The organism is Oceanobacillus longus, assembly GCF_042650085.1.
GTDB lineage: Bacteria > Bacillota > Bacilli > Bacillales > Amphibacillaceae > Oceanobacillus > Oceanobacillus longus.
Genome location: NZ_JBHSAO010000011.1, coordinates 322,335 through 340,162, shown reverse-complemented (window position 1 = coordinate 340,162; position 17,828 = coordinate 322,335). Strand labels below are relative to the sequence as shown.

The window sequence follows — 17,828 nt, the reverse complement described above, 5'->3', positions numbered from 1 at the left end:
TTTATTTTTGATATTGTTTAAAAAATGATTAAATATTTCTACCTGCTTCCTTCCAATAATTTTCTCTTAATTTATGTTTCATTATCTTACCCATCGCGTTTCTTGGAAGAGCATTCACAAATTCAATTGTTCTTGGACATTTATAGGAAGCAAGTTCGTTTTTACAAAATTCCATTAATTCATTTTCTGTTATCGTTTGGTTTTCTTTAACCTCACAAAAAGCTTTCACTTCTTCACCAAAATCTTCATTTGGAATACCAATAACAGCAGCAATGCTAACATGGGGATGCTTTTGAAGAGCATCTTCTATCTCTCGCGGATATATGTTAACTCCCCCAGAAATAATCATATCTTTTTTTCTACCAGTTATATATAAATAACCATCTTCATCTAGATACCCAACATCACCAACTTTGAAATAACCAGCCTTGTCTAGCGTATCTTCACCAAGTGGCTCACTATTTATATATCGGTCGATGGTTTGCGGACTTTTAATCCAAATTTCGCCATTCTCTCTAACTGGGAGTTCTTCACCATTATCATTTCGGATAGAAATAAATACATTTTTATAAGGTCTTCCGCATGATCCTGGTTTTCTTGTATGCATTTCAGGAGTCATAATCGTAAGTGTACCAGTTTCTGTAACACCATAGCCTTCATATAAACAATGATCACCGAAATAATCAATAACCCATTCTTTTAAGCCTGTTTTTATGGGAGCTGCACTACATCTTAATTGCTTAATAGAAGAAACATCATAGTTGTCTAATACGTTTTCTGGCAAATTCGCAATTCGATTTAACATTGTAGGTACACAAAGCCAATAAGTTATTTGGTATTTCTCGATTAATTCCAGTGTCTTTTCTGGATTAAATCTCCTTTGCAATATAACAGGGTTACCAACTAAATGTGTATCCCTAGCCATAATTGGACCTAAACTGTGATGCAAGGGAAGCGAAAGTAAACTCTTACCTCCAGGGGAACTCGTTGTATATTGTGCACTATCTTTACGATATTCATTTAACTCATTTTTACGCAATTCACGCAAATATGGCTCGAGATATACTCCTTTTGGTCTTCCAGTAGTACCTGATGTGTACACAATCATTTCTGTATTATACCCATTGGAATACCGAGATGGTGCTGGATCACCCATTAACAACTCCTCAAAATTCTTTATATTTCCAAGTTCTTTTGTTGAACCTATACTTACACGAAATGAAAGTCCGAATTCATCCCATAACTCCATTAAGGCTTCAGGATCTTCGTCATCATAAAAAATGGCTTTCGCTTTACTGTTTTCCATCAAATACCTAACTTCTTGTCCACTTAATCGATTATTAACTAAAAGTTGAGAACATCCAATTTTACTTAATGCACGATTAATGATAAACCACTCTGGTCGAATATTAGTCCGAACAGCAACAATATCCTCTGCACCAATACCAGCTTTTATGAGTGCTTCCGCTATCTTATCGGATTTTTCATTCCAGCTACCCCAATTAAGAATGGAACCATCTTCATCAATAATTGCAGGTTCATTTGTTTTTTTTTCTGCCCAATATTCTAAACTACCCCTAGTTAATTTATGATTATTCTCCAAGCGATTCATGCTCTTTTATACCTCCTGTAATTCTGCAAACTTATCTACATCCATTAAGGTTTATTTTTGTAAAGTTTTATCGTGATTTACAATTCGCTCTAACGAAATAATATTACCGATTTCTCCGTATTTTGATCCCGCAAATCGTACTATTGGATTCAACTTTTGAAAATCAATTTTATAATTGCCTAAGTATAGCGCATCATCTATAACAAAATGCTTAACTTGGGCTAAAACCATAAATCCTTTCCCTACTTTTATAATACGATCCAATACACATTCTAAATGAATTGGTGATTCTTTAACTGCATAGGCATCAATTGTTTTAGCTGGAACTGGTGTCATATTCACTTCTTCAAACTCACTTACATCTGGTTTAAAATTAGCTGCTGCATTATTAACGGCTTCTCCTAAATCGACATTTACAATGTTAATGACAAATTCTGGATTGTCTTCAATATTTTGTAACGTATCTTTTTTTCGTTCATTTAATTCACCTATAGAAAACATTACTGTTGGTGGAGCACTTGTCACAACCGTAAAAAAGCTGAAAGGCGCAACATTAAGTACTCCATCTTTATCCTGTGTAGAAACAAGTGCTATAGGTCTTGGGGCGATACTTCCCGTCAGTAATTTATACATTTCTTTCGCTGTTTTTCCTTCTGTATTAATCTCCATTACTATCACCTCAAATTTTCTTTTTTTAAATGCCACTACTTCATCTCATTTTCATTCCGCATCCTTCGTTTTTAATAACATTGGTATTTCACCTTTCTGAACTACCTCACCATGTTGATTAATAACTTTTCGGAGAAGAACCACGATTCCTCTATCTGGTTTTTTCGTGTTTCTTTTGCTTATGACTTCAATTTCTAAGTGAATCGTATCACCAATATATAGCGGACCAGTGAACTTCCAATCTACTCCTAGTAAAGCGATAAGTGATTCATGTAGCCTACTATTCAACTCTGTTTTAGTAAATAATCCCGATGCAACTACAAGACCTAAGAGACCATGTGCAATGCGTTCACCAAATTGAGTCGTTTTTGCATATTCTGCATCCATGTGTAAAGCATTATAATCACCAGATAACCCGGCAAAATTGACAACATCCGCTTCTGTAATCGTTCTACCTGAAGAATAAAAACGCTCTCCAACCAGTAAATCCTCATAGAATAATCGATTTGACAATTACTTCCACCCCATTTTTTAATATTATAAATTTACGCTTTATTCCAGCGTTATCCAAATCTACCACCAGTCACATGTAGTACATCCCCAGTAATATATGAAGATTGATCGGATGCTAAAAACATCATGACATTCACGACATCTTCTGCTTGACCTAATCTTCTTAACGGCGTTTCTTTCAGCGCACGTTCTTTGATCATTTCATACTTTTCATGCTCCTTTAGTGCAGCTGTTTCAGTTAAACCAGGAGCAATGCAATTTACATTGATAGAATAACGGCCTAATTCTTTTGCCATAGCTTTCGTAAATCCTATAATTCCTGCTTTTGCTGAAGAATAATTTGCTTGTCCTGGATTACCCAAGTACGCTCGCGATGAAATATTTATAATCTTTCCAGCTTTATTTTCAATCATATAAGGAGAAGCATATTTTGTTGTTAGAAAGCACCCTTTAAGACTTGTATTTATAACAGCATCCCAATCATCTATTGTCATCTTGCCTATTAGAAAATCTCGTGTAAAACCTGCATTGTTTATCAGAATATCGATGGTTTTATACTTGTCTATAACCTTCGAAACCATATTATCTATGTCATTTTCATTAGAGACATCGGCTTTTATCGCCATTGCTTGACCGCCATTTTCATTAATTTCTGTTGCGCTTTGTTCAGCATTATCTCCATTGATATCGCTTAGAACTACAATAGCACCGTTCTCCGCGAATTTTTGTGCAGCTAATTTTCCGATACCATTTCCAGCACCCGTAATTACTACAACTTTATCCTTAAAACTCAATGCAATCCCTCCATCTTATAATCTAATTAGGAACCAATTACAGAACAATTTTTAAATTCATGCGAGGATAATATTAGCACGAAACACATACCTTTCAAAAAGTAAGCGTTTTCTTTTTGTTGTTCAACAAATATTTAAAATAATTTTAAATATTCCTAATCCGTCCTAGTAATTTAAATATTAACATAGTAATATTTAATGTGAAGAGCATATTTTTAATAGTAATATAATATTTTTTTATATAAGGAGGACAGGACATATGAGAATTGATCACTTTATTTATATCTTAGAAGTTGCAAAATTGGAATCTATATCTCTAGCGGCAGAAAAGCTTCATGTATCGCAACCAACGATAAGTCAGGCCATTAAATCGATGGAAATAGAATGGGGTGGTAAATTATTTCATCGTTCTCGACTCGGTGCACTTCCGACAAAAGAAGGAATAATAATCATTAAAAAAATTAAGGAAATCGTAAATAAACTGGAAGAGATTAAAGAGGTAAATACGACTAACTCTGATTCAATAACTGGTACCTTATCAATATCCGCTGTACCTGGAATTTCCCAAAGTCTTCTTCCTATGACACTAGCTGATTTTATTAACACATTTCCGAAAGTCACTTTTAACATTTCCGAAAATGGTTCAGAGCAAATTACAAAAGATGTATTGAATGAAAAAGTTGATATAGGATTTGTAGCGTATAGTCAAGAAAATGCTTTTAAAAATCATAATAAACTAGAATTTAAACCTTTAGTTTCTAGTCCTGTAATGGCATGTGTTGGAAAAAAATCTCCATTGGCAATGAGGGATAGTATTTCGTTTGAAGAAATAGTAGAACATCCGTTATTTTTATACGATAAAGGTTATTCTTTACAACGACATATCATAGAAAAACTTACACAATATGGGGACCTTAATATATTATTTGCTTCTAGTAATTCCTTAGCAGGAAAACAAATACTTTCTGAAGGAATCGGTATCGGTTTTTTCACAAAAATTACGTTAAAAAATGACCCCTATTTTACAACCGGAATGCTTGTACCATTAGAATTAGAAAACCAAAAAATAATTCATTATTATGGATACCTAAGAAGAAAAGACAGCTATTTACCTAAAATATACAAAGAATTTATACAAATACTAGTTAATCATTTGTAGTGCGGGATGGAGGGACAGGGCTGAGAGAAGAGAATGACAAAAGTACTTTTTTCAAATGATTATATTTTGCATCAATTAAGAGATGCGAGAAAAACAAGAGATAGGAATTTTTCATATTATAGTAGAACTGAAATAGAATTCAAAAAATTAGTGTATACAGGTGATCAAAATGAAAAAAGATAAAAAAGAAGAGTTAATAGAAGAAGGTCATAAGAAAAGGGAGGCATTGTTGGTTGCCATTCAAAATGGTGATTCTCATGCAGTCAACGCTATTAGAGAAAGTATGAAACCATTTTATCCAATCATGGCAGAGATTTTTAATAGAGTATCAGATAATAAAGTGCGCTCATTTAAGAATATTCTTTTTTCAGGTAATACATTGTATAGTTACTTCGCAGAAAAAGGCGGCTTACCTGCCTCTCTATCACATTATATGACAGGAAAATATTCGATTTTAATTGAACATGCAACGACCATTGATCAACTTGAGGAAATCCAAGAAAATATGCTAAAAGATTACGCTGACGTAAATCTCCGTATATTTTCAAATGAAGACCTTTCCGTAGTTGATAGAGTCGTAAATTATATAAATATAAATTTTATGGAAGACATTACAATAGACGATATAGCGAAAAAAAACCATGTGCATCCCAACCACTTAATGCGAGCGTTTAAGAAAGAGAAAGGAATGACTATCAGCCAATTCCGGCGAAAAAGAAGAATCTTAGAAGCAAAGGACCTACTTATTCATTCCAGTCTTTCCATAACAGATATTGCAGTCACGATTGGGTTTGATACCCCCCAATATTTTTCAAAAATATTTAAAGTAGAGGAAGGTATTACCCCAAAAGATTTTAGGAAAGAAAAACGCAAGTAAATGCTTTCTTACTGATTTTTTATCGGCAAGAAAGCTTTTTACGTTAATAATGAATCTGGTACCTAACTTACAAAATGCTAGTTTAGTATAAAAAAGAGGCTATAATAGGACAAACCATTTTTCAAAATTGCATGTATTATTAATACAAGTTAGTAAAGCGCTTACAATAAAATTTTTTATTTGGTAAGTTTGTTTGCACAACAAACACGGATAGGCTGCTCAGATGAGCACAGGGACCAAGTATGATCTCAAGTAATTATATTTTGTGTTGAAGTTAAAAATAATCAAGGGGGAATTTATAATGACAATAAATCCGATTCTTAAGAAAATGGGCTTTTCCGAAAAAGATAAGGTGGCAATTATTCACCAGGATGATGTTGGTATAACCCAATCATCCATCGATGCTTTCTTGGAGCTAAGTGATTTTGGAACGATTTCATCTGGTTCCGCGATGGTTCCAGCTCCGTGGTTTCCTGAAGCTGCAAGGGTTTCTGTGGAAAATCCGAATTTAGATCTTGGCTTGCATCTCGTTCTAAACTGTGAATATGAACCCTACCGTTGGCGTCCTGTTTCAACAATTGACCAATCTTCTGGCTTCATAGATGAAAACGGTTACTATAAACAGGATGCGCAAGAAGTACTGAAAACAGGAGATCCCGATTGCGTTGCTAAAGAAGTACTTGCCCAAGTTAAAGTAGCTAGGAATTTTGGAGTAAATCCAACCCATATTGATGCACATAGTGGCATTCTTTGGTCTGGTAAATTTATGGATGCGTATACAGATGTCTATAAAAAGGAACAAATTTTACCTGTATTGTTTAAACCAGGTCAACAGGAACTCGGCAATTCGATGGTTCAAACGTTGATAAAAACGTTTGATATTTCCCTTGAAAAAGTAGAAGCAATCACAAGCGGTGGACTCCCTTATGTCGATAGTATTTCAGGTCTCCCTGTCAATACTGCATTTGATTTGGATGAACGTATGGCACTTGCAAAACAGATTCTAGATAGTTTTCAACCGGGTAAACTAACCCATTTTGCCTTCCATCCAATGAAAAATACTCCTGAGTCATGGGGGCTGAAACGGAATTCTGCTGCCCGTATCGGTGACTATGAAGTATTTATGAAAAAGGAATTAAAAGACTACATGAAAAATAGCAGGATTCAGCTGATTGGTTATAAGGATATTTTACCGTATATGGACATCCCATCTAAGAACACCCTGTACAATTCATAAAAACCTGAAAATAAGGAGGTATTTAAATGCAAGCTAAAAAGTTTGGAGTAAAAGATCAATTCGGATATTCATTTGGTGATATGGGAGGAAGTTTCGTCAATCTTTATATTGATGCATTCTTTCTAACATTTTGTACGTATGTATTAGGAGTTAGCCCTTATTATATGGGAATGTTATTTCTAGTTGCACGTATATGGGATGCATTCTCAGATGTCATTATGGGATCCATCCCTGACAGATGGAAGCTTGGAAAAAGTGGGGACAAATTTAAACCGTATATCAAAGTTGCTATGTTTCCACTAGCACTCGCACCACTATTTGCATTCGCTGATGTATCCAGTTTTTCGTCAACAATGCTTCATATTTGGATAACAGTCGTTTACCTTTTCTATGGAATGGCGTATACTGCGGTATCTATCCCTTATGGTTCGATGGCAGCGGTGATCACACAAGATTCCGTAGAGCGTACAAAATTATCACGTGCCCGTACGATGGGAGCGTTAATTCCTGGAATTCTTACGATGGCAATTGTACCGCTTCTCATCTTTGATAGTACAGGAAATGTCATTCCAGAATCTTTCTTTAATATTGGTTTAATCTTTGGTGTACTTTCGATTCTTTGCTATGTTGGCTTGTTAAAATTTTCAACAGAGCGCATTAGGGATGATGGGCCTAAAGAAGAGAAGGAAAAATACACATTTAAAGAAGTATTAAAAGCAGTGGGGAAAAATAGGCCGTTAATCGGTGTTATGGTTGCAACTATCGGCATTATGATACAAGGAATCGCAGCAGGTCAATTAGGTGCCCACCTGTTTAAGGAATATTATGGTGTTCCTCAAGCGCTATCCTTTTTAATGCTTGGAATGATAGCAATTATGTTTGTTTTATTCCCATTTATTCCCAAATTAACAAAACGATTTGGTAAGCGGAATTTAATTTTAGCAACCGGATCATTTAGTTTAGTTGCAGCGTTATTCTTGTTTTTCGTTCCAATTCCAAATCCGTATGTCTTTATTGCATTATTTACGCTCGTAAATATTAGCTTGGCCGTATTCCAAATCCTTGTCTGGGCGATTGTAACCGATTGCTTAGATTATAATGAATATATTACCGGAAAAAGATTTGACGGTACCATTTATGCCATTTATACTTTTTCGAGAAAAGTTGGCACTGGTATAGCCTCATCTGCTGCAAGCTTTGGGCTAGGAGCAATTGGGTTTGTATCTGGTGCAAGCTCACAGACCCCACAAGTTACAGAAAATATCAGGTATCTGTTTACTGGAATTCCAGTTGTAGGAGCTATCATTGTACTTATCGGTATAGGGTTCATTTACAACCTAACTGGACCAAAAACAGAAGCAATTTCCGCCGAACTAGAAGAAAGAAGACAAAAAGCATCCTAAAGATACACATTTAAGTTTCATTTAATAATAGATATACCAACGGACCTCAGCCAGTTGAATATCTCAACTATCTATTACAACAACTACCGAACACAGAAGCTTTTTTCACAATATAAACCAGACCCACATCTAATAACTAGGTGTGGGTCTGGTTTATATATATCTAACCGATGACCTTCTTCATTCAGCGCTTACTGATTTATCATGTTGGCAAAAATAAATGGCATTAACCCTCATCGATTCTTGTAACTTCTAGATAATTTACTTTAGTGCTTTAAAGCGGCGGGGGTCAGGCACCTGCATTTCATGTAATTACGATATTATAGAATTCCATCTATAAAAAAGGATTGTCCTTTTTACCATATGGCTTTGATGGGTGCATAGGTCTTGAACCACATGGGTCAAATCCACGAAATTCAGCTTCATCCGCGCAACTGGGTTAAGTGTACGGGATTTCGTTCATTCGAAGAGGTTGTTCGATTAATTAATTCTCTAGAAGGTGAAGCACAGGCAAATAATCACAAGCCTTGGTTTATTGTTTCATCATTTGTAAATCCGCATAACGTAGCAGGGGTCTCTGGGTTATACATTTTTACTGCGATTTCGCTCATAGGCTAATTCAAACAAGATTAAAAAACGGATTAATTAGGAACAAAAACAATAACTAATGTTCTTTTCCCATAATACTAAATCTATAAGTTGAAAGTTACTCCCACGCTTACAAGGTCAATGGTTCTAACCCTGATTTCCCCTATTATACGAGTTATTGCATAAGCGTAATGGATTCATGTATAATAAGATTAGAAGCAACATAGAATAAAATAGACTGAGTGCTACTAACACTCAGCCAAAGCAACTACATGCCGCATGAAGAGCGGCTGACCAGAATATTTGGTTAAGTTTTAAAAAGTAACCTATCCTAAACTTTGATCAGGCGAAGGACGGTTACTTTTTTCTTGTTTCTTTGACGATTCGCACAACTAGTGCTAGTACATTTACTAGAATTATACTCGATGTCAGCGCAATGATGATTGCTTCATATATTACATAGTCATTTTTATACCACCTCCCTTCATGGGAGATGGTCAGCCGTCCATCCACTTTATGTAGTTACTACAATTATAATTATCGCAATATTCTTAAACAACATCTATGAATATATTGAAAAGTGGATTACTTCCTAATGATGGTTGGTAAATACAAAGGCAATGCGTTGTAAATCCCCTTTCAAATTGGTAAATAACATATCAGGAATGGTAGAATCTAGTGGCAGTATCAGTTAATCAATTATACAAATTATTAATTTTGTATAAAAGCGGCGGGGGCTAGGTACCTACATTATAAAAGATGACAAGTCAAAGATAATAAAGAAAACGTTTTAAAAAAGGGGAGGTACATATATAATGAAAATATTTATATTATTCGTATTACTAGCGCTTTTAACGACAGGCTGCGCTGAAAAACTAGATGGAACAAAAAAAGAAGAAGCGTCTGCTACCGAACAGGGGTCAGAAAAAAAGAACAAGGAAAAAAGTGAAATAGAAATGACAAACATACATAAAGAACTGATGGATGCGGAAAAAGAGTACGTGGCGTTTGCTTATTACAGTATCCAACGTTACTTCGATAGTACCCAAAACATTCAAGAGTTATTTCAACTTAAATTAGCGGATATGTCTCTTGAAGAACAGGAAAAATGGTTATTCCTTTTAATGTTGGAAAGTGCCAATATAAAGATTGCATACGCACCACTTATAGAAGCATCCAATACTGAAAGCGTGCCAGAGAGTATGGTGGAAATACACACTGATTTAGAAGAGGCATTATACGTTACACAAGAAGCAGGTTTTACAATAGCAAACAGTGTAGAAACTGGTATCAACGGGGGAGAAATTGAAAATAGTCTGACACAGATGAATCAAAAACAAACGGTTGTACAAAAGGTACTTGATATATTCATCAATGAATACAATATTGAAGAAATCCTTGAATCATACCCGCAAAATAACGCTGATTTGGAGGATGATAAGAGTGAACAAGCTGAAATTAAGATAACCAAAAGCAAAGAAGAAGGCACACGCTATTGGAAAGGAGAAGACGAAATAGAAACAGGTCATGACTGGGTAGCGTTGACGGAGGCAGAAAAAAAGATATTAATGCAAGAGGATATTAATAAACTAGATCAAATTATTGACTTGGAATACACTGTCGATAAATATGTCTTGTTAATAGATGAGTATTTTTCCGTGAATGGACAACAAAACGATTCCCTAAATGACGCAATAATTGAAGCAATATCGGAAGATATTTTCAACGATTAGCATTGTGTTTAACGAAATTAATAAAAACGCTCTCATACTATGAAATGATCCTAGCATTCCCTTCATTCATCTCTTCTTGCTGTAAGAATCAGAATTAGCTCTTATCGATTCTTACAACTTCTAGATAATTCACTTTAGCGCTTTAAAACGGTGGAGAGTCAGGCATCTGTATCTTTAGGTGAATGAAAAATGGTCAAAACAAAAAAGCCCCTCACCTTTATTACTAAAGGCAATGAGCTCATATTGATAAAATATAAAATTAAACCGCTTGTTCTCTGAATTGCATATGCTTTTTTATTTCTTTATACTTACTGGCTACCTCTTTACTACGATCGTATATTTCATCAATTTCTCCATTAATGTTACCCATCAATGTAAGTAATCGTTTCTCCTTATCAAATTGATACTTGTACTCAGCCTCTTCACCATTTGCTAGAATACATTTTGTTGTAACAATTAAGCCAGTTTGATTCGACTCAAAGTTTACAGACGCATAATTAGGTAATGTAGCATTGTTGATCAATTCTTCAGGATTTACTTTAGGAGAATAAAGTTCATCATACAACCGTTCAATCAATTCATTCATTTGTTTTCCTCCTCATTTTTATCCACTATTTCACGTATATACTTATCAAGAGACTTTGCTAATTCAATCGCTTCTTCATATTGATCTAGTGTCCATTGGTCCCGTTGAACTTTCAATTCATTCTTTAAGTATGCATTAAAATAAGTCCCTAATAAAGCCCCATTTGTTTTAACAGTGCCATAAATCCAGCCATAACTCTTTCTCGGTAAAATATACCTTCCTTTTACTAACTCGTCCCCATCCAAATCTAGGTTATAGTCAGCTACCAATTCAGGTATCAGTTCTTCACGAATTAGCGTGTCTAAATCTTTTCTTCTTTGGAAGTAAAATTTATCAGGACGAAGCAATCTTTCTGTATCAGTGCTCTTTTTAGACTGCCTAATAAAATCCTTGGCTTTGCTTTCATCGATACCTAACAGGTCTTGAAGTTCACGGATTTTTTTATTTTCTTCTTCTAATTTTTCTTTTCGCTTCCTTATTAATTCAGTTTCCACAAAGGTATCTTTTTCAATCCTAAAATCCTCTGATTCATTAGCTTCTCCCTTTGTTAAATCTTTTGTACCGGATCCACCTAGTTCTAAGTTTGTATCTTCTTTAATCTTTTTTATGGCATCTCGCTTAACTTTTTCCTTTTTATAATACTCCCATAGTGGTTCTAAGCCTAACTCTTTGTGATGTATAAGTACAGCTGTATTATCTTCTTCTGTGAAAGTTCCATCTTCCGATTCTATAGCCCTTAAAGTACGACCAATAAATTGAGCATAAGGAAGCAACGTTTTAAATGGACGGAAAATAGCTGCTATTGATAAGAATTTGTGGTCATACCCTTCACCTAGCATGGCAACGTTAATAACCACATCAACTTTATCGTCATTTATTTTTTTAAGCTCCTTTTCTTGCTCAAACTTTTCTAGTTTACTATGGACGATTGATGACTCGAATCCTTTTTCCTTATAAATTTTTTGTATACCCTCTGCGTGATTAATACTACATGCAACAGCAATAATTTTATGCGGGTTATTTGTTAATTCCTTTTTTTCTTTCAAATGCTTTAAAGAAAGATCAACTATCTTTTCATTGCTTTCTCTTGATAAAGCTACGGACCGCTGAATCCAGTTTTCTTCTCTTATATGACCTTCTCTTAGTTCATCAAGTGTATATGTCTTACTTGAGTCGTTATCAAGCGTAAAGAACATTTGGTCAGGGATATGGTCAATTTTCTCTAGACTCTTTACATATCCTTTTGCCATCGCTTGAGCCAGGCTATATTTGTAAATTTCTTTTCCTTCAATGGCTCTACCGTCACTTCTAAAAGGTGTACCAGTAACCTTAAGTACTTTACTTCCTTCAAAATATTCAATTGCTCTTTTCCACGTTTTGGCTTCAGCATGATGTGCTTCATCAATTATTATCATGTCGAAAAAGTCAGGGTTAACTCTTTTTATCAATGATGAGTCCAAACGTTCTTGTAATTTATGGACATTTAACACTACTATATCGGCTTGATGAATTATTTCATCTGTTAATGTTTTCTCGTATTCTATTAAAGTAGGTAAATGATGGACCTCATCAAATACCCTTGAGAACATCCAGAAATTCTTCGGATGCGTAGGGTCTAATGATCCTAGAACAGAATCTCTTATTACGGTCTGCGGAGTAATAATTAGTACTCTTCCTTCCGAAATTTTAAAAGGAGCTATCCCCATCAAACCAGTCTTTCCAGTTCCGGTTGGAAGTGTAACTAATGCATGTTCTTCACTTTTCTTATTTACAATATGATCATATATTGCTCTGTATGCATCTTCTTGAGGTTCTCTCAAAAAGCTATTACCTACAATGTTAGCTGGTGCATCTAGAAAGTAGCTCATTTTTCAACCCGCCTCTCAAGTATAAATTACTTCTATTATCTATTATACTTGAATATTTTCCATACATTCGACAAAATTAGTCATTATTTTTAACTAGAATAATATTGAAACACTTTAATTAGGAGTGTCTAAATACTAAAAATTAACCCATCAAGTAGCTGTATAAAATATACACGCTAACTCGATGGGTTTCTCTAATAGCTTATTGAGCTTTCTTTCATCAATCGACCTATTTCAAAGATTGCTGCAATTTCAGCATTTTTAACTTGGGATATTATAAACCCATCCTCTTTTCGATAATAATTGACACCATCGCAATCCACATAATCATACACAGCGCTTATATCATAAATGGCTTCAGGCGTAATACTACCTTTACCTTGAAGTATCCCAGTTGAAATGGAATGATTTCCTCCATAAACCCAAGCGATACCCATCGGCAACCATATATCTACATTATGGTTAAAGTCTTGTCTCCAAGGCCCATTTGCTCTACCTTCACCAATTTGAGCAATACAATTAACCAATCGCGAGGTTCTCCATGACCACGGCAAAACTAAATCGTGATTTAATGATAATGTTTTTTCAATCTTTAATTTTGTTATTATATCTTCAAATTCCTTACCATCCTCTGCAAGCGAAGTTCGTAGATCAAAAAGCACTTCTTCAGGGAATAAGCTAGTTAATTCTGATTCATATTTTTTATAAAGCAAATTAGTTAAGTATTCCGTTTGAATTTTCCTTCCAACTAATCTAACGACATCAACTAGTGGATGTTCTACATCTTGGCTTAACTGACCATTTTCATTTTCTAGCTTCTTTGTCAGCTCTAATACAGAGTTAGCAAACTCCATGATACTATCAAAATCTTTCTTATTCTTCTTTGCATTCATTTTACTATGGATTTCCTTTAACTGTTGCTTTACATTTTTCTCCTTTTTCTCCTTTTTCTTCTTTATATTAAAGAACAAATTACCGTCCCCCTTCAAATAATGCTTATGAATGGGGTAGGCAAAAAATACTACAAGTTCTTGAGAATAAATAAATACTCCTAAAGCGATGGGGGTGTGACCCCAAATTACTTGAATTCCTGTAAATAAAGAATACACTAAATTTACAAATTGGAAGTTATTCTCCCACGTGCAAGGCCAATGGGCCAGGCACCTGCATTCATGAAATCTATCAAAAGATTTCCTTGACTTCTCACTAATTGATTCTTCATCGTACTCAATTTTGTAAATTACATCTTCAATCATTTCTCTTAGCTGTTCAATATTCGTTGAAAGGTAACCACCCATCTCCCATCTGTGCGTTAGTTAAATCATAAATTCTACCCTTTTCAAGCTGTATAACCTTATAACATTACGAGTAGTTATGGTTAAATTTACCAACAAAAGTTACAATAATAGTATATCAAACCAGCAAGGAGAAGATCATGCTATTATTCCTAAACTTTTTAAAGAGGAAAAAGAACGAGTCCAAACCAAAACAAGCTAATGCCACCTCATCCAAACCAAAAAGAACGAATGAACATGTTGCTACTAGAAAAGGTGAAATAGGAGAATACAAGATAGATATTCAACTTGATCAGCTACCAAAGGATTGTCGCTATTTAAGCGATCTCCTCGTTAAAAATCCCAAAGCAAGATCAGGATATTCACAAGTTGATCATGTCGTTTTAACTCCATACGGTATCTTTGCCATTGAAACTAAAAACTATCAAGGAACCATCTATGGCGGGAAAGATCGAAAAACATGGTTGGTTAATGGGAAGTTTAAAATGATGAACCCTTTTGTACAAAACTACGGGCATATAAAAGCATTATCATCATTTATTGACAAAAAGTACCATGATTTATTTATCTCCATGGTTTCTTTTACAAAACGCTGCACATTTAAAGTAGACTTAGAATACCGTAAAATAGGATCCAACGAAATTATAGTATATGACATCGAGTTATCAGAGTTTATCCATCGAAAGGTCTCGGTATTGAAAATTCATCACAAAAAACCTCTCCTAACTGAAGGTGACATCTCAAATATCTACAATGCTTTTGCAAAATCTAATATTACTGATCCAAAGGTTAGAGAAGAACATAAACGTGCGTTAAAAACAAATGCATCAGATGAAAAAACTAGCTCTAGTTCTACTTGTACCATTTGCAATAAACCTGTTTCAGCTAAAGTTAAGACGTATTGCTTATCAAATAAACCATTCAACGGTAAAATCTATTGTTTCGAACATCAAAAACTGTCCGTTAGACTCTAGCTTAAACATAATGCACAATATAGAATAATACTTTAACAAATAATTAAGCACCCAATTGGGTGCTAATCTATTAAGAGAATACATCTTTAAAATGACATTTGTTATGAATTTATTGAAATATGACTTTGTATGATTTCCTTTAATTCCTCGACCGACAATACCATGTCTCTTTTCCGGTGGAGCATGCGGTGGCAATTAGGACAAACTGGTACTAAATCATTCTCAGCATCAATTTCAATTGCTCCATCTAACGTACTTAAAGGCTTTACATGATGAATCTCAATAAAATCTTTACCAAGTTCACCATAAACATCATTAAACTTAAAGTCACATACAGCACACTGAGTTCCATGGATCTCAATAGCTTTCAGACGGTTTTTCGCTTTACGTTCATAGCGATTTCCATAGTATTGTTTTACTTCCCCGTCTTTATAGTTTGATGCGTATTGCTTCTTCTCTGTTTCTACATCATGCTTTACTATATTGCGGAGTCGCTTGTTTTCCAATTTGTAATAAAGGGCCTCAAGATCGTTTCTCGACTCTTTTTCCCAAGGGGATCCTTTTAAGCGGTCCTGCTTGTAATGCACCATAGTAATATCTTTAATATTAACCATTGGGTTTTGCTCGAAAAGTAGCTCTAATCCTTTTTTCTTACTAGGGGTAAGCATTTGTTTTGAATTCTTGTCTTCTAAAGTATACTTGCTTATTTCTTGATGATTTTCTAATATCACAACCTGATATTGATAGGGGCCAACAGTTGCTGTTTCAAGGAAATTTTTTATTGTTAAAATGTAATACCTTGTCTCTTGCCCTATTACATATGATGTGTCGGACAATCTTTCATTAAGATCCTCTATTGAAAATATGCTAACAGTGTTACTTTTCTTATCGGTTGATTCAGTATCTAAGTATTCGCCCCAATCACAATTGAAAACGGCCTCTTTTTGTTCATTAAAAAAATCTAACCATTCTGAATGAGGTAAGTCTTTGTAACCCATCTGTGAAGCTACCCACGTAAAAAAGCCTTCTCCTGGAAGTTGTGTTTGTTGATTAACAACAATTGCAGAAAGCGGTGGAAAACCTTTCTTTATACAACTTAATGAAATTTCACCTAAAGGTTCATTTAATTTAATTGGTGGAATTACCCCCTCAATTTCTCTACTTAATCTGCTATATTCAATGACCTCATTTTTAATTGCCGATGATACCAGAACTTCTTTTATTTTAGTTAATAGTTTTTCATGCACAGTATCCCCTCACTATCTTTCTAAGCTACTAAATTTTATTTTAACATGAATATATTACTACTAAAGTTAATTAGTAGCCCTTCTCGTCAATCAACTCGCTGAATAACACTCTTAGATTTCCTGTTATCCTTGATAGCTGTCTCAGCGACACACCTTTCATGCTCCTGAGTTTTGCTAATATAGCATTTCTATCATCCATCGCGACTTTCAGTTTATTAACATTCCATGCGGGTAATACGCTACACCTTCAAATAATGGTTGCAAATGCATTGGCTTCTATCAAAGATTGGGCTATTCTTTCCATTAATAATACAATTAATCATAAATACGTAAAAAACACTTTATAGTCTTACTATTCTGGTCGATAGTATAAATAATAGTTCAATATAACTATTCATATACTCTATCCGATAATGGCAAACTTATTGAAAGATAAGGACGCAAAACCAAGGACCTAAAGCTTATTTAGCTATGGTAGCCTAGTTACCGAAGATTGCGAATCTTAAAGGTGAGCCAATTTTCTTTGGTTCGCCTTTTTGAGTGTCTTTACATAAAAACAGTTAAAAGCTTGAAGGAGGAATCATAATGTTAGTTACACATAACGAGGAAACAAAAGAGTACTTGCTGGAGATGATTAATGATAAGAGAGAAACAATGTTAATGACAGCTGCAAGGTTCGGTCTTGATAGTGAAAAGACATTGGAATGCAGTCAAAAATTAGATGAGTTAATTGTACAACACCAACGAATGACTCCATCAGGAAAACAAAGTACGACATGAGTACTATATTAATTGCGGATGATTCAAAATTTATGAGAAATTGGTTAATAAGCATACTTCAACAATACGGATATCAGGACATTGTAGAAGCAACTGATGGCCAAATAGCGCTTGAACGATATAAACATATAAAACCGGATATTGTTATCCTCGACATTACCATGCCAAATGTAAATGGATTAACTGCATTGAAAAGAATTATGGAGTTTGATTCTAAGGCAAAAGTGATTCTATGTTCTGCGATGGGTACAGAATCAAATGTTATTCAAGGCTTGCAGCTAGGGGCGATGGATTTTATTGTTAAACCGAATTTTGATAATCTGATAAATATGTTAGAGAAACTGAACAATATCACAAGTTAGGAACTTCATTAAGGTTAGAGGGGTTAAACAATGAAGAATTATGGTTCATGTATATACTGTGGGAAGATTGGTGTTTTAATGAATGATTTGTGTAACGAATGCTACGACGCGGAACAAAATAATATCCAAGA

Annotated in this window: 16 protein-coding genes and 1 riboswitch; of the genes, 8 read left to right on the top strand and 8 right to left on the bottom strand. The window is 34.5% G+C overall.

Going from position 1 to position 17,828, the window contains the following annotated elements:
• Nucleotides 1-28: 28 nt before the first annotated feature.
• From ACFOUV_RS15550 to fabG, 4 genes are read right to left on the bottom strand one after another with little or no spacing between them, the layout of a single operon-like run.
• Nucleotides 29-1,612, bottom strand: a complete 1,584-nt coding sequence (locus ACFOUV_RS15550; protein WP_379497700.1) for a class I adenylate-forming enzyme family protein — start codon at nucleotides 1,610-1,612, stop codon at nucleotides 29-31.
• A 51-nt stretch (nucleotides 1,613-1,663) separates the two neighbouring features.
• Nucleotides 1,664-2,317, bottom strand: coding sequence for a flavin reductase family protein (locus tag ACFOUV_RS15545; RefSeq protein WP_379497699.1), 654 nt, complete (start codon nucleotides 2,315-2,317; stop codon nucleotides 1,664-1,666).
• A 15-nt stretch (nucleotides 2,318-2,332) separates the two neighbouring features.
• Nucleotides 2,333-2,794 (bottom strand): MaoC/PaaZ C-terminal domain-containing protein, encoded by a 462-nt coding sequence (locus ACFOUV_RS15540; protein WP_379497698.1) that lies wholly within the window; start codon nucleotides 2,792-2,794, stop codon nucleotides 2,333-2,335.
• A 50-nt stretch (nucleotides 2,795-2,844) separates the two neighbouring features.
• Nucleotides 2,845-3,588, bottom strand: coding sequence for a 3-oxoacyl-ACP reductase FabG (fabG, locus tag ACFOUV_RS15535; RefSeq protein ID WP_379497697.1), 744 nt, complete (start codon nucleotides 3,586-3,588; stop codon nucleotides 2,845-2,847).
• Nucleotides 3,589-3,847: 259 nt separating this feature from the next.
• Between fabG and ACFOUV_RS15530 the strand changes: the two genes are divergently transcribed.
• The 5 genes from ACFOUV_RS15530 to ACFOUV_RS15510 all read left to right on the top strand — a co-directional run bounded on the left by ACFOUV_RS15530 (nucleotide 3,848) and on the right by ACFOUV_RS15510 (nucleotide 10,585).
• Nucleotides 3,848-4,747, top strand: a complete 900-nt coding sequence (locus tag ACFOUV_RS15530; protein ID WP_379497696.1) for a LysR family transcriptional regulator — start codon at nucleotides 3,848-3,850, stop codon at nucleotides 4,745-4,747.
• 169 nt (nucleotides 4,748-4,916) lie between these two features.
• Nucleotides 4,917-5,624 (top strand): helix-turn-helix transcriptional regulator, encoded by a 708-nt coding sequence (locus ACFOUV_RS15525; RefSeq protein WP_379497695.1) that lies wholly within the window; start codon nucleotides 4,917-4,919, stop codon nucleotides 5,622-5,624.
• A 301-nt stretch (nucleotides 5,625-5,925) separates the two neighbouring features.
• Entirely contained in the window at nucleotides 5,926-6,861 is a 936-nt protein-coding gene (locus ACFOUV_RS15520) for a ChbG/HpnK family deacetylase (RefSeq protein WP_379497694.1), read from the top strand.
• 26 nt (nucleotides 6,862-6,887) lie between these two features.
• Nucleotides 6,888-8,264 (top strand): MFS transporter, encoded by a 1,377-nt coding sequence (locus ACFOUV_RS15515; RefSeq protein ID WP_379497693.1) that lies wholly within the window; start codon nucleotides 6,888-6,890, stop codon nucleotides 8,262-8,264.
• Between the two features lie 1,403 nt (nucleotides 8,265-9,667).
• On the top strand, nucleotides 9,668-10,585 hold the full coding sequence (locus ACFOUV_RS15510; protein WP_379497692.1) for a hypothetical protein: 918 nt from the start codon (nucleotides 9,668-9,670) through the stop codon (nucleotides 10,583-10,585).
• 259 nt (nucleotides 10,586-10,844) lie between these two features.
• Here ACFOUV_RS15510 and ACFOUV_RS15505 read toward each other — a convergent pair whose 3' ends face one another.
• The 3 genes from ACFOUV_RS15505 to ACFOUV_RS15495 form a co-directional block, all read right to left on the bottom strand.
• A complete protein-coding gene (locus tag ACFOUV_RS15505; RefSeq protein ID WP_379497691.1) occupies nucleotides 10,845-11,171 on the bottom strand; it encodes a hypothetical protein in 327 nt (108 codons plus the stop codon).
• Nucleotides 11,168-13,039, bottom strand: a complete 1,872-nt coding sequence (locus ACFOUV_RS15500; protein WP_379497690.1) for a DEAD/DEAH box helicase — start codon at nucleotides 13,037-13,039, stop codon at nucleotides 11,168-11,170. The genes ACFOUV_RS15505 and ACFOUV_RS15500 overlap by 4 nt, the downstream gene beginning before the upstream one ends.
• 194 nt (nucleotides 13,040-13,233) lie before the next feature.
• On the bottom strand, nucleotides 13,234-14,337 hold the full coding sequence (locus tag ACFOUV_RS15495; protein ID WP_379497689.1) for a DUF6710 family protein: 1,104 nt from the start codon (nucleotides 14,335-14,337) through the stop codon (nucleotides 13,234-13,236).
• A 137-nt stretch (nucleotides 14,338-14,474) separates the two neighbouring features.
• On the opposite strand from ACFOUV_RS15495, the gene ACFOUV_RS15490 reads away from it, so the two are divergent.
• Entirely contained in the window at nucleotides 14,475-15,308 is an 834-nt protein-coding gene (locus tag ACFOUV_RS15490; protein ID WP_379497688.1) for a nuclease-related domain-containing protein, read from the top strand.
• Between the two features lie 101 nt (nucleotides 15,309-15,409).
• Here the strand turns inward: ACFOUV_RS15490 and ACFOUV_RS15485 are convergent, their stop codons facing one another.
• Nucleotides 15,410-16,555, bottom strand: a complete 1,146-nt coding sequence (locus ACFOUV_RS15485; protein WP_379497687.1) for an HNH endonuclease — start codon at nucleotides 16,553-16,555, stop codon at nucleotides 15,410-15,412.
• A gap of 405 nt (nucleotides 16,556-16,960) precedes the next feature.
• Nucleotides 16,961-17,046, top strand: a riboswitch (cyclic di-GMP riboswitch).
• A 94-nt stretch (nucleotides 17,047-17,140) separates the two neighbouring features.
• Here ACFOUV_RS15485 and ACFOUV_RS15480 point away from each other — a divergent pair.
• The gene (locus tag ACFOUV_RS15480) at nucleotides 17,141-17,335 is read left to right on the top strand and encodes a Spo0E family sporulation regulatory protein-aspartic acid phosphatase (RefSeq protein ID WP_379497686.1); all 195 of its coding nucleotides are present in this window, start codon (nucleotides 17,141-17,143) and stop codon (nucleotides 17,333-17,335) included.
• Nucleotides 17,332-17,697 (top strand): response regulator, encoded by a 366-nt coding sequence (locus ACFOUV_RS15475; RefSeq protein ID WP_379497685.1) that lies wholly within the window; start codon nucleotides 17,332-17,334, stop codon nucleotides 17,695-17,697. The genes ACFOUV_RS15480 and ACFOUV_RS15475 overlap by 4 nt, the downstream gene beginning before the upstream one ends.
• The last annotated feature ends 131 nt before the right edge of the window (nucleotides 17,698-17,828 follow it).

Excerpts from the sequence above, each read along its gene's own strand:
- ACFOUV_RS15505 (WP_379497691.1), bottom strand. The coding sequence starts at position 11,171 with ATGAATGAATTGATTGAACGGTTGTATGATGAACTTTATTCTCCTAAA.
- ACFOUV_RS15525 (WP_379497695.1), top strand. The coding sequence starts at position 4,917 with ATGAAAAAAGATAAAAAAGAAGAGTTAATAGAAGAAGGTCATAAGAAA.
- ACFOUV_RS15500 (WP_379497690.1), bottom strand. The coding sequence starts at position 13,039 with ATGAGCTACTTTCTAGATGCACCAGCTAACATTGTAGGTAATAGCTTT.
- ACFOUV_RS15475 (WP_379497685.1), top strand. The coding sequence starts at position 17,332 with ATGAGTACTATATTAATTGCGGATGATTCAAAATTTATGAGAAATTGG.
- ACFOUV_RS15480 (WP_379497686.1), top strand. The coding sequence starts at position 17,141 with ATGTTAGTTACACATAACGAGGAAACAAAAGAGTACTTGCTGGAGATG.
- ACFOUV_RS15530 (WP_379497696.1), top strand. The coding sequence starts at position 3,848 with ATGAGAATTGATCACTTTATTTATATCTTAGAAGTTGCAAAATTGGAA.
- ACFOUV_RS15510 (WP_379497692.1), top strand. The coding sequence starts at position 9,668 with ATGAAAATATTTATATTATTCGTATTACTAGCGCTTTTAACGACAGGC.
- ACFOUV_RS15520 (WP_379497694.1), top strand. The coding sequence starts at position 5,926 with ATGACAATAAATCCGATTCTTAAGAAAATGGGCTTTTCCGAAAAAGAT.
- ACFOUV_RS15490 (WP_379497688.1), top strand. The coding sequence starts at position 14,475 with ATGCTATTATTCCTAAACTTTTTAAAGAGGAAAAAGAACGAGTCCAAA.
- ACFOUV_RS15515 (WP_379497693.1), top strand. The coding sequence starts at position 6,888 with ATGCAAGCTAAAAAGTTTGGAGTAAAAGATCAATTCGGATATTCATTT.
- ACFOUV_RS15495 (WP_379497689.1), bottom strand. The coding sequence starts at position 14,337 with ATGGGTGGTTACCTTTCAACGAATATTGAACAGCTAAGAGAAATGATT.
- ACFOUV_RS15550 (WP_379497700.1), bottom strand. The coding sequence starts at position 1,612 with ATGAATCGCTTGGAGAATAATCATAAATTAACTAGGGGTAGTTTAGAA.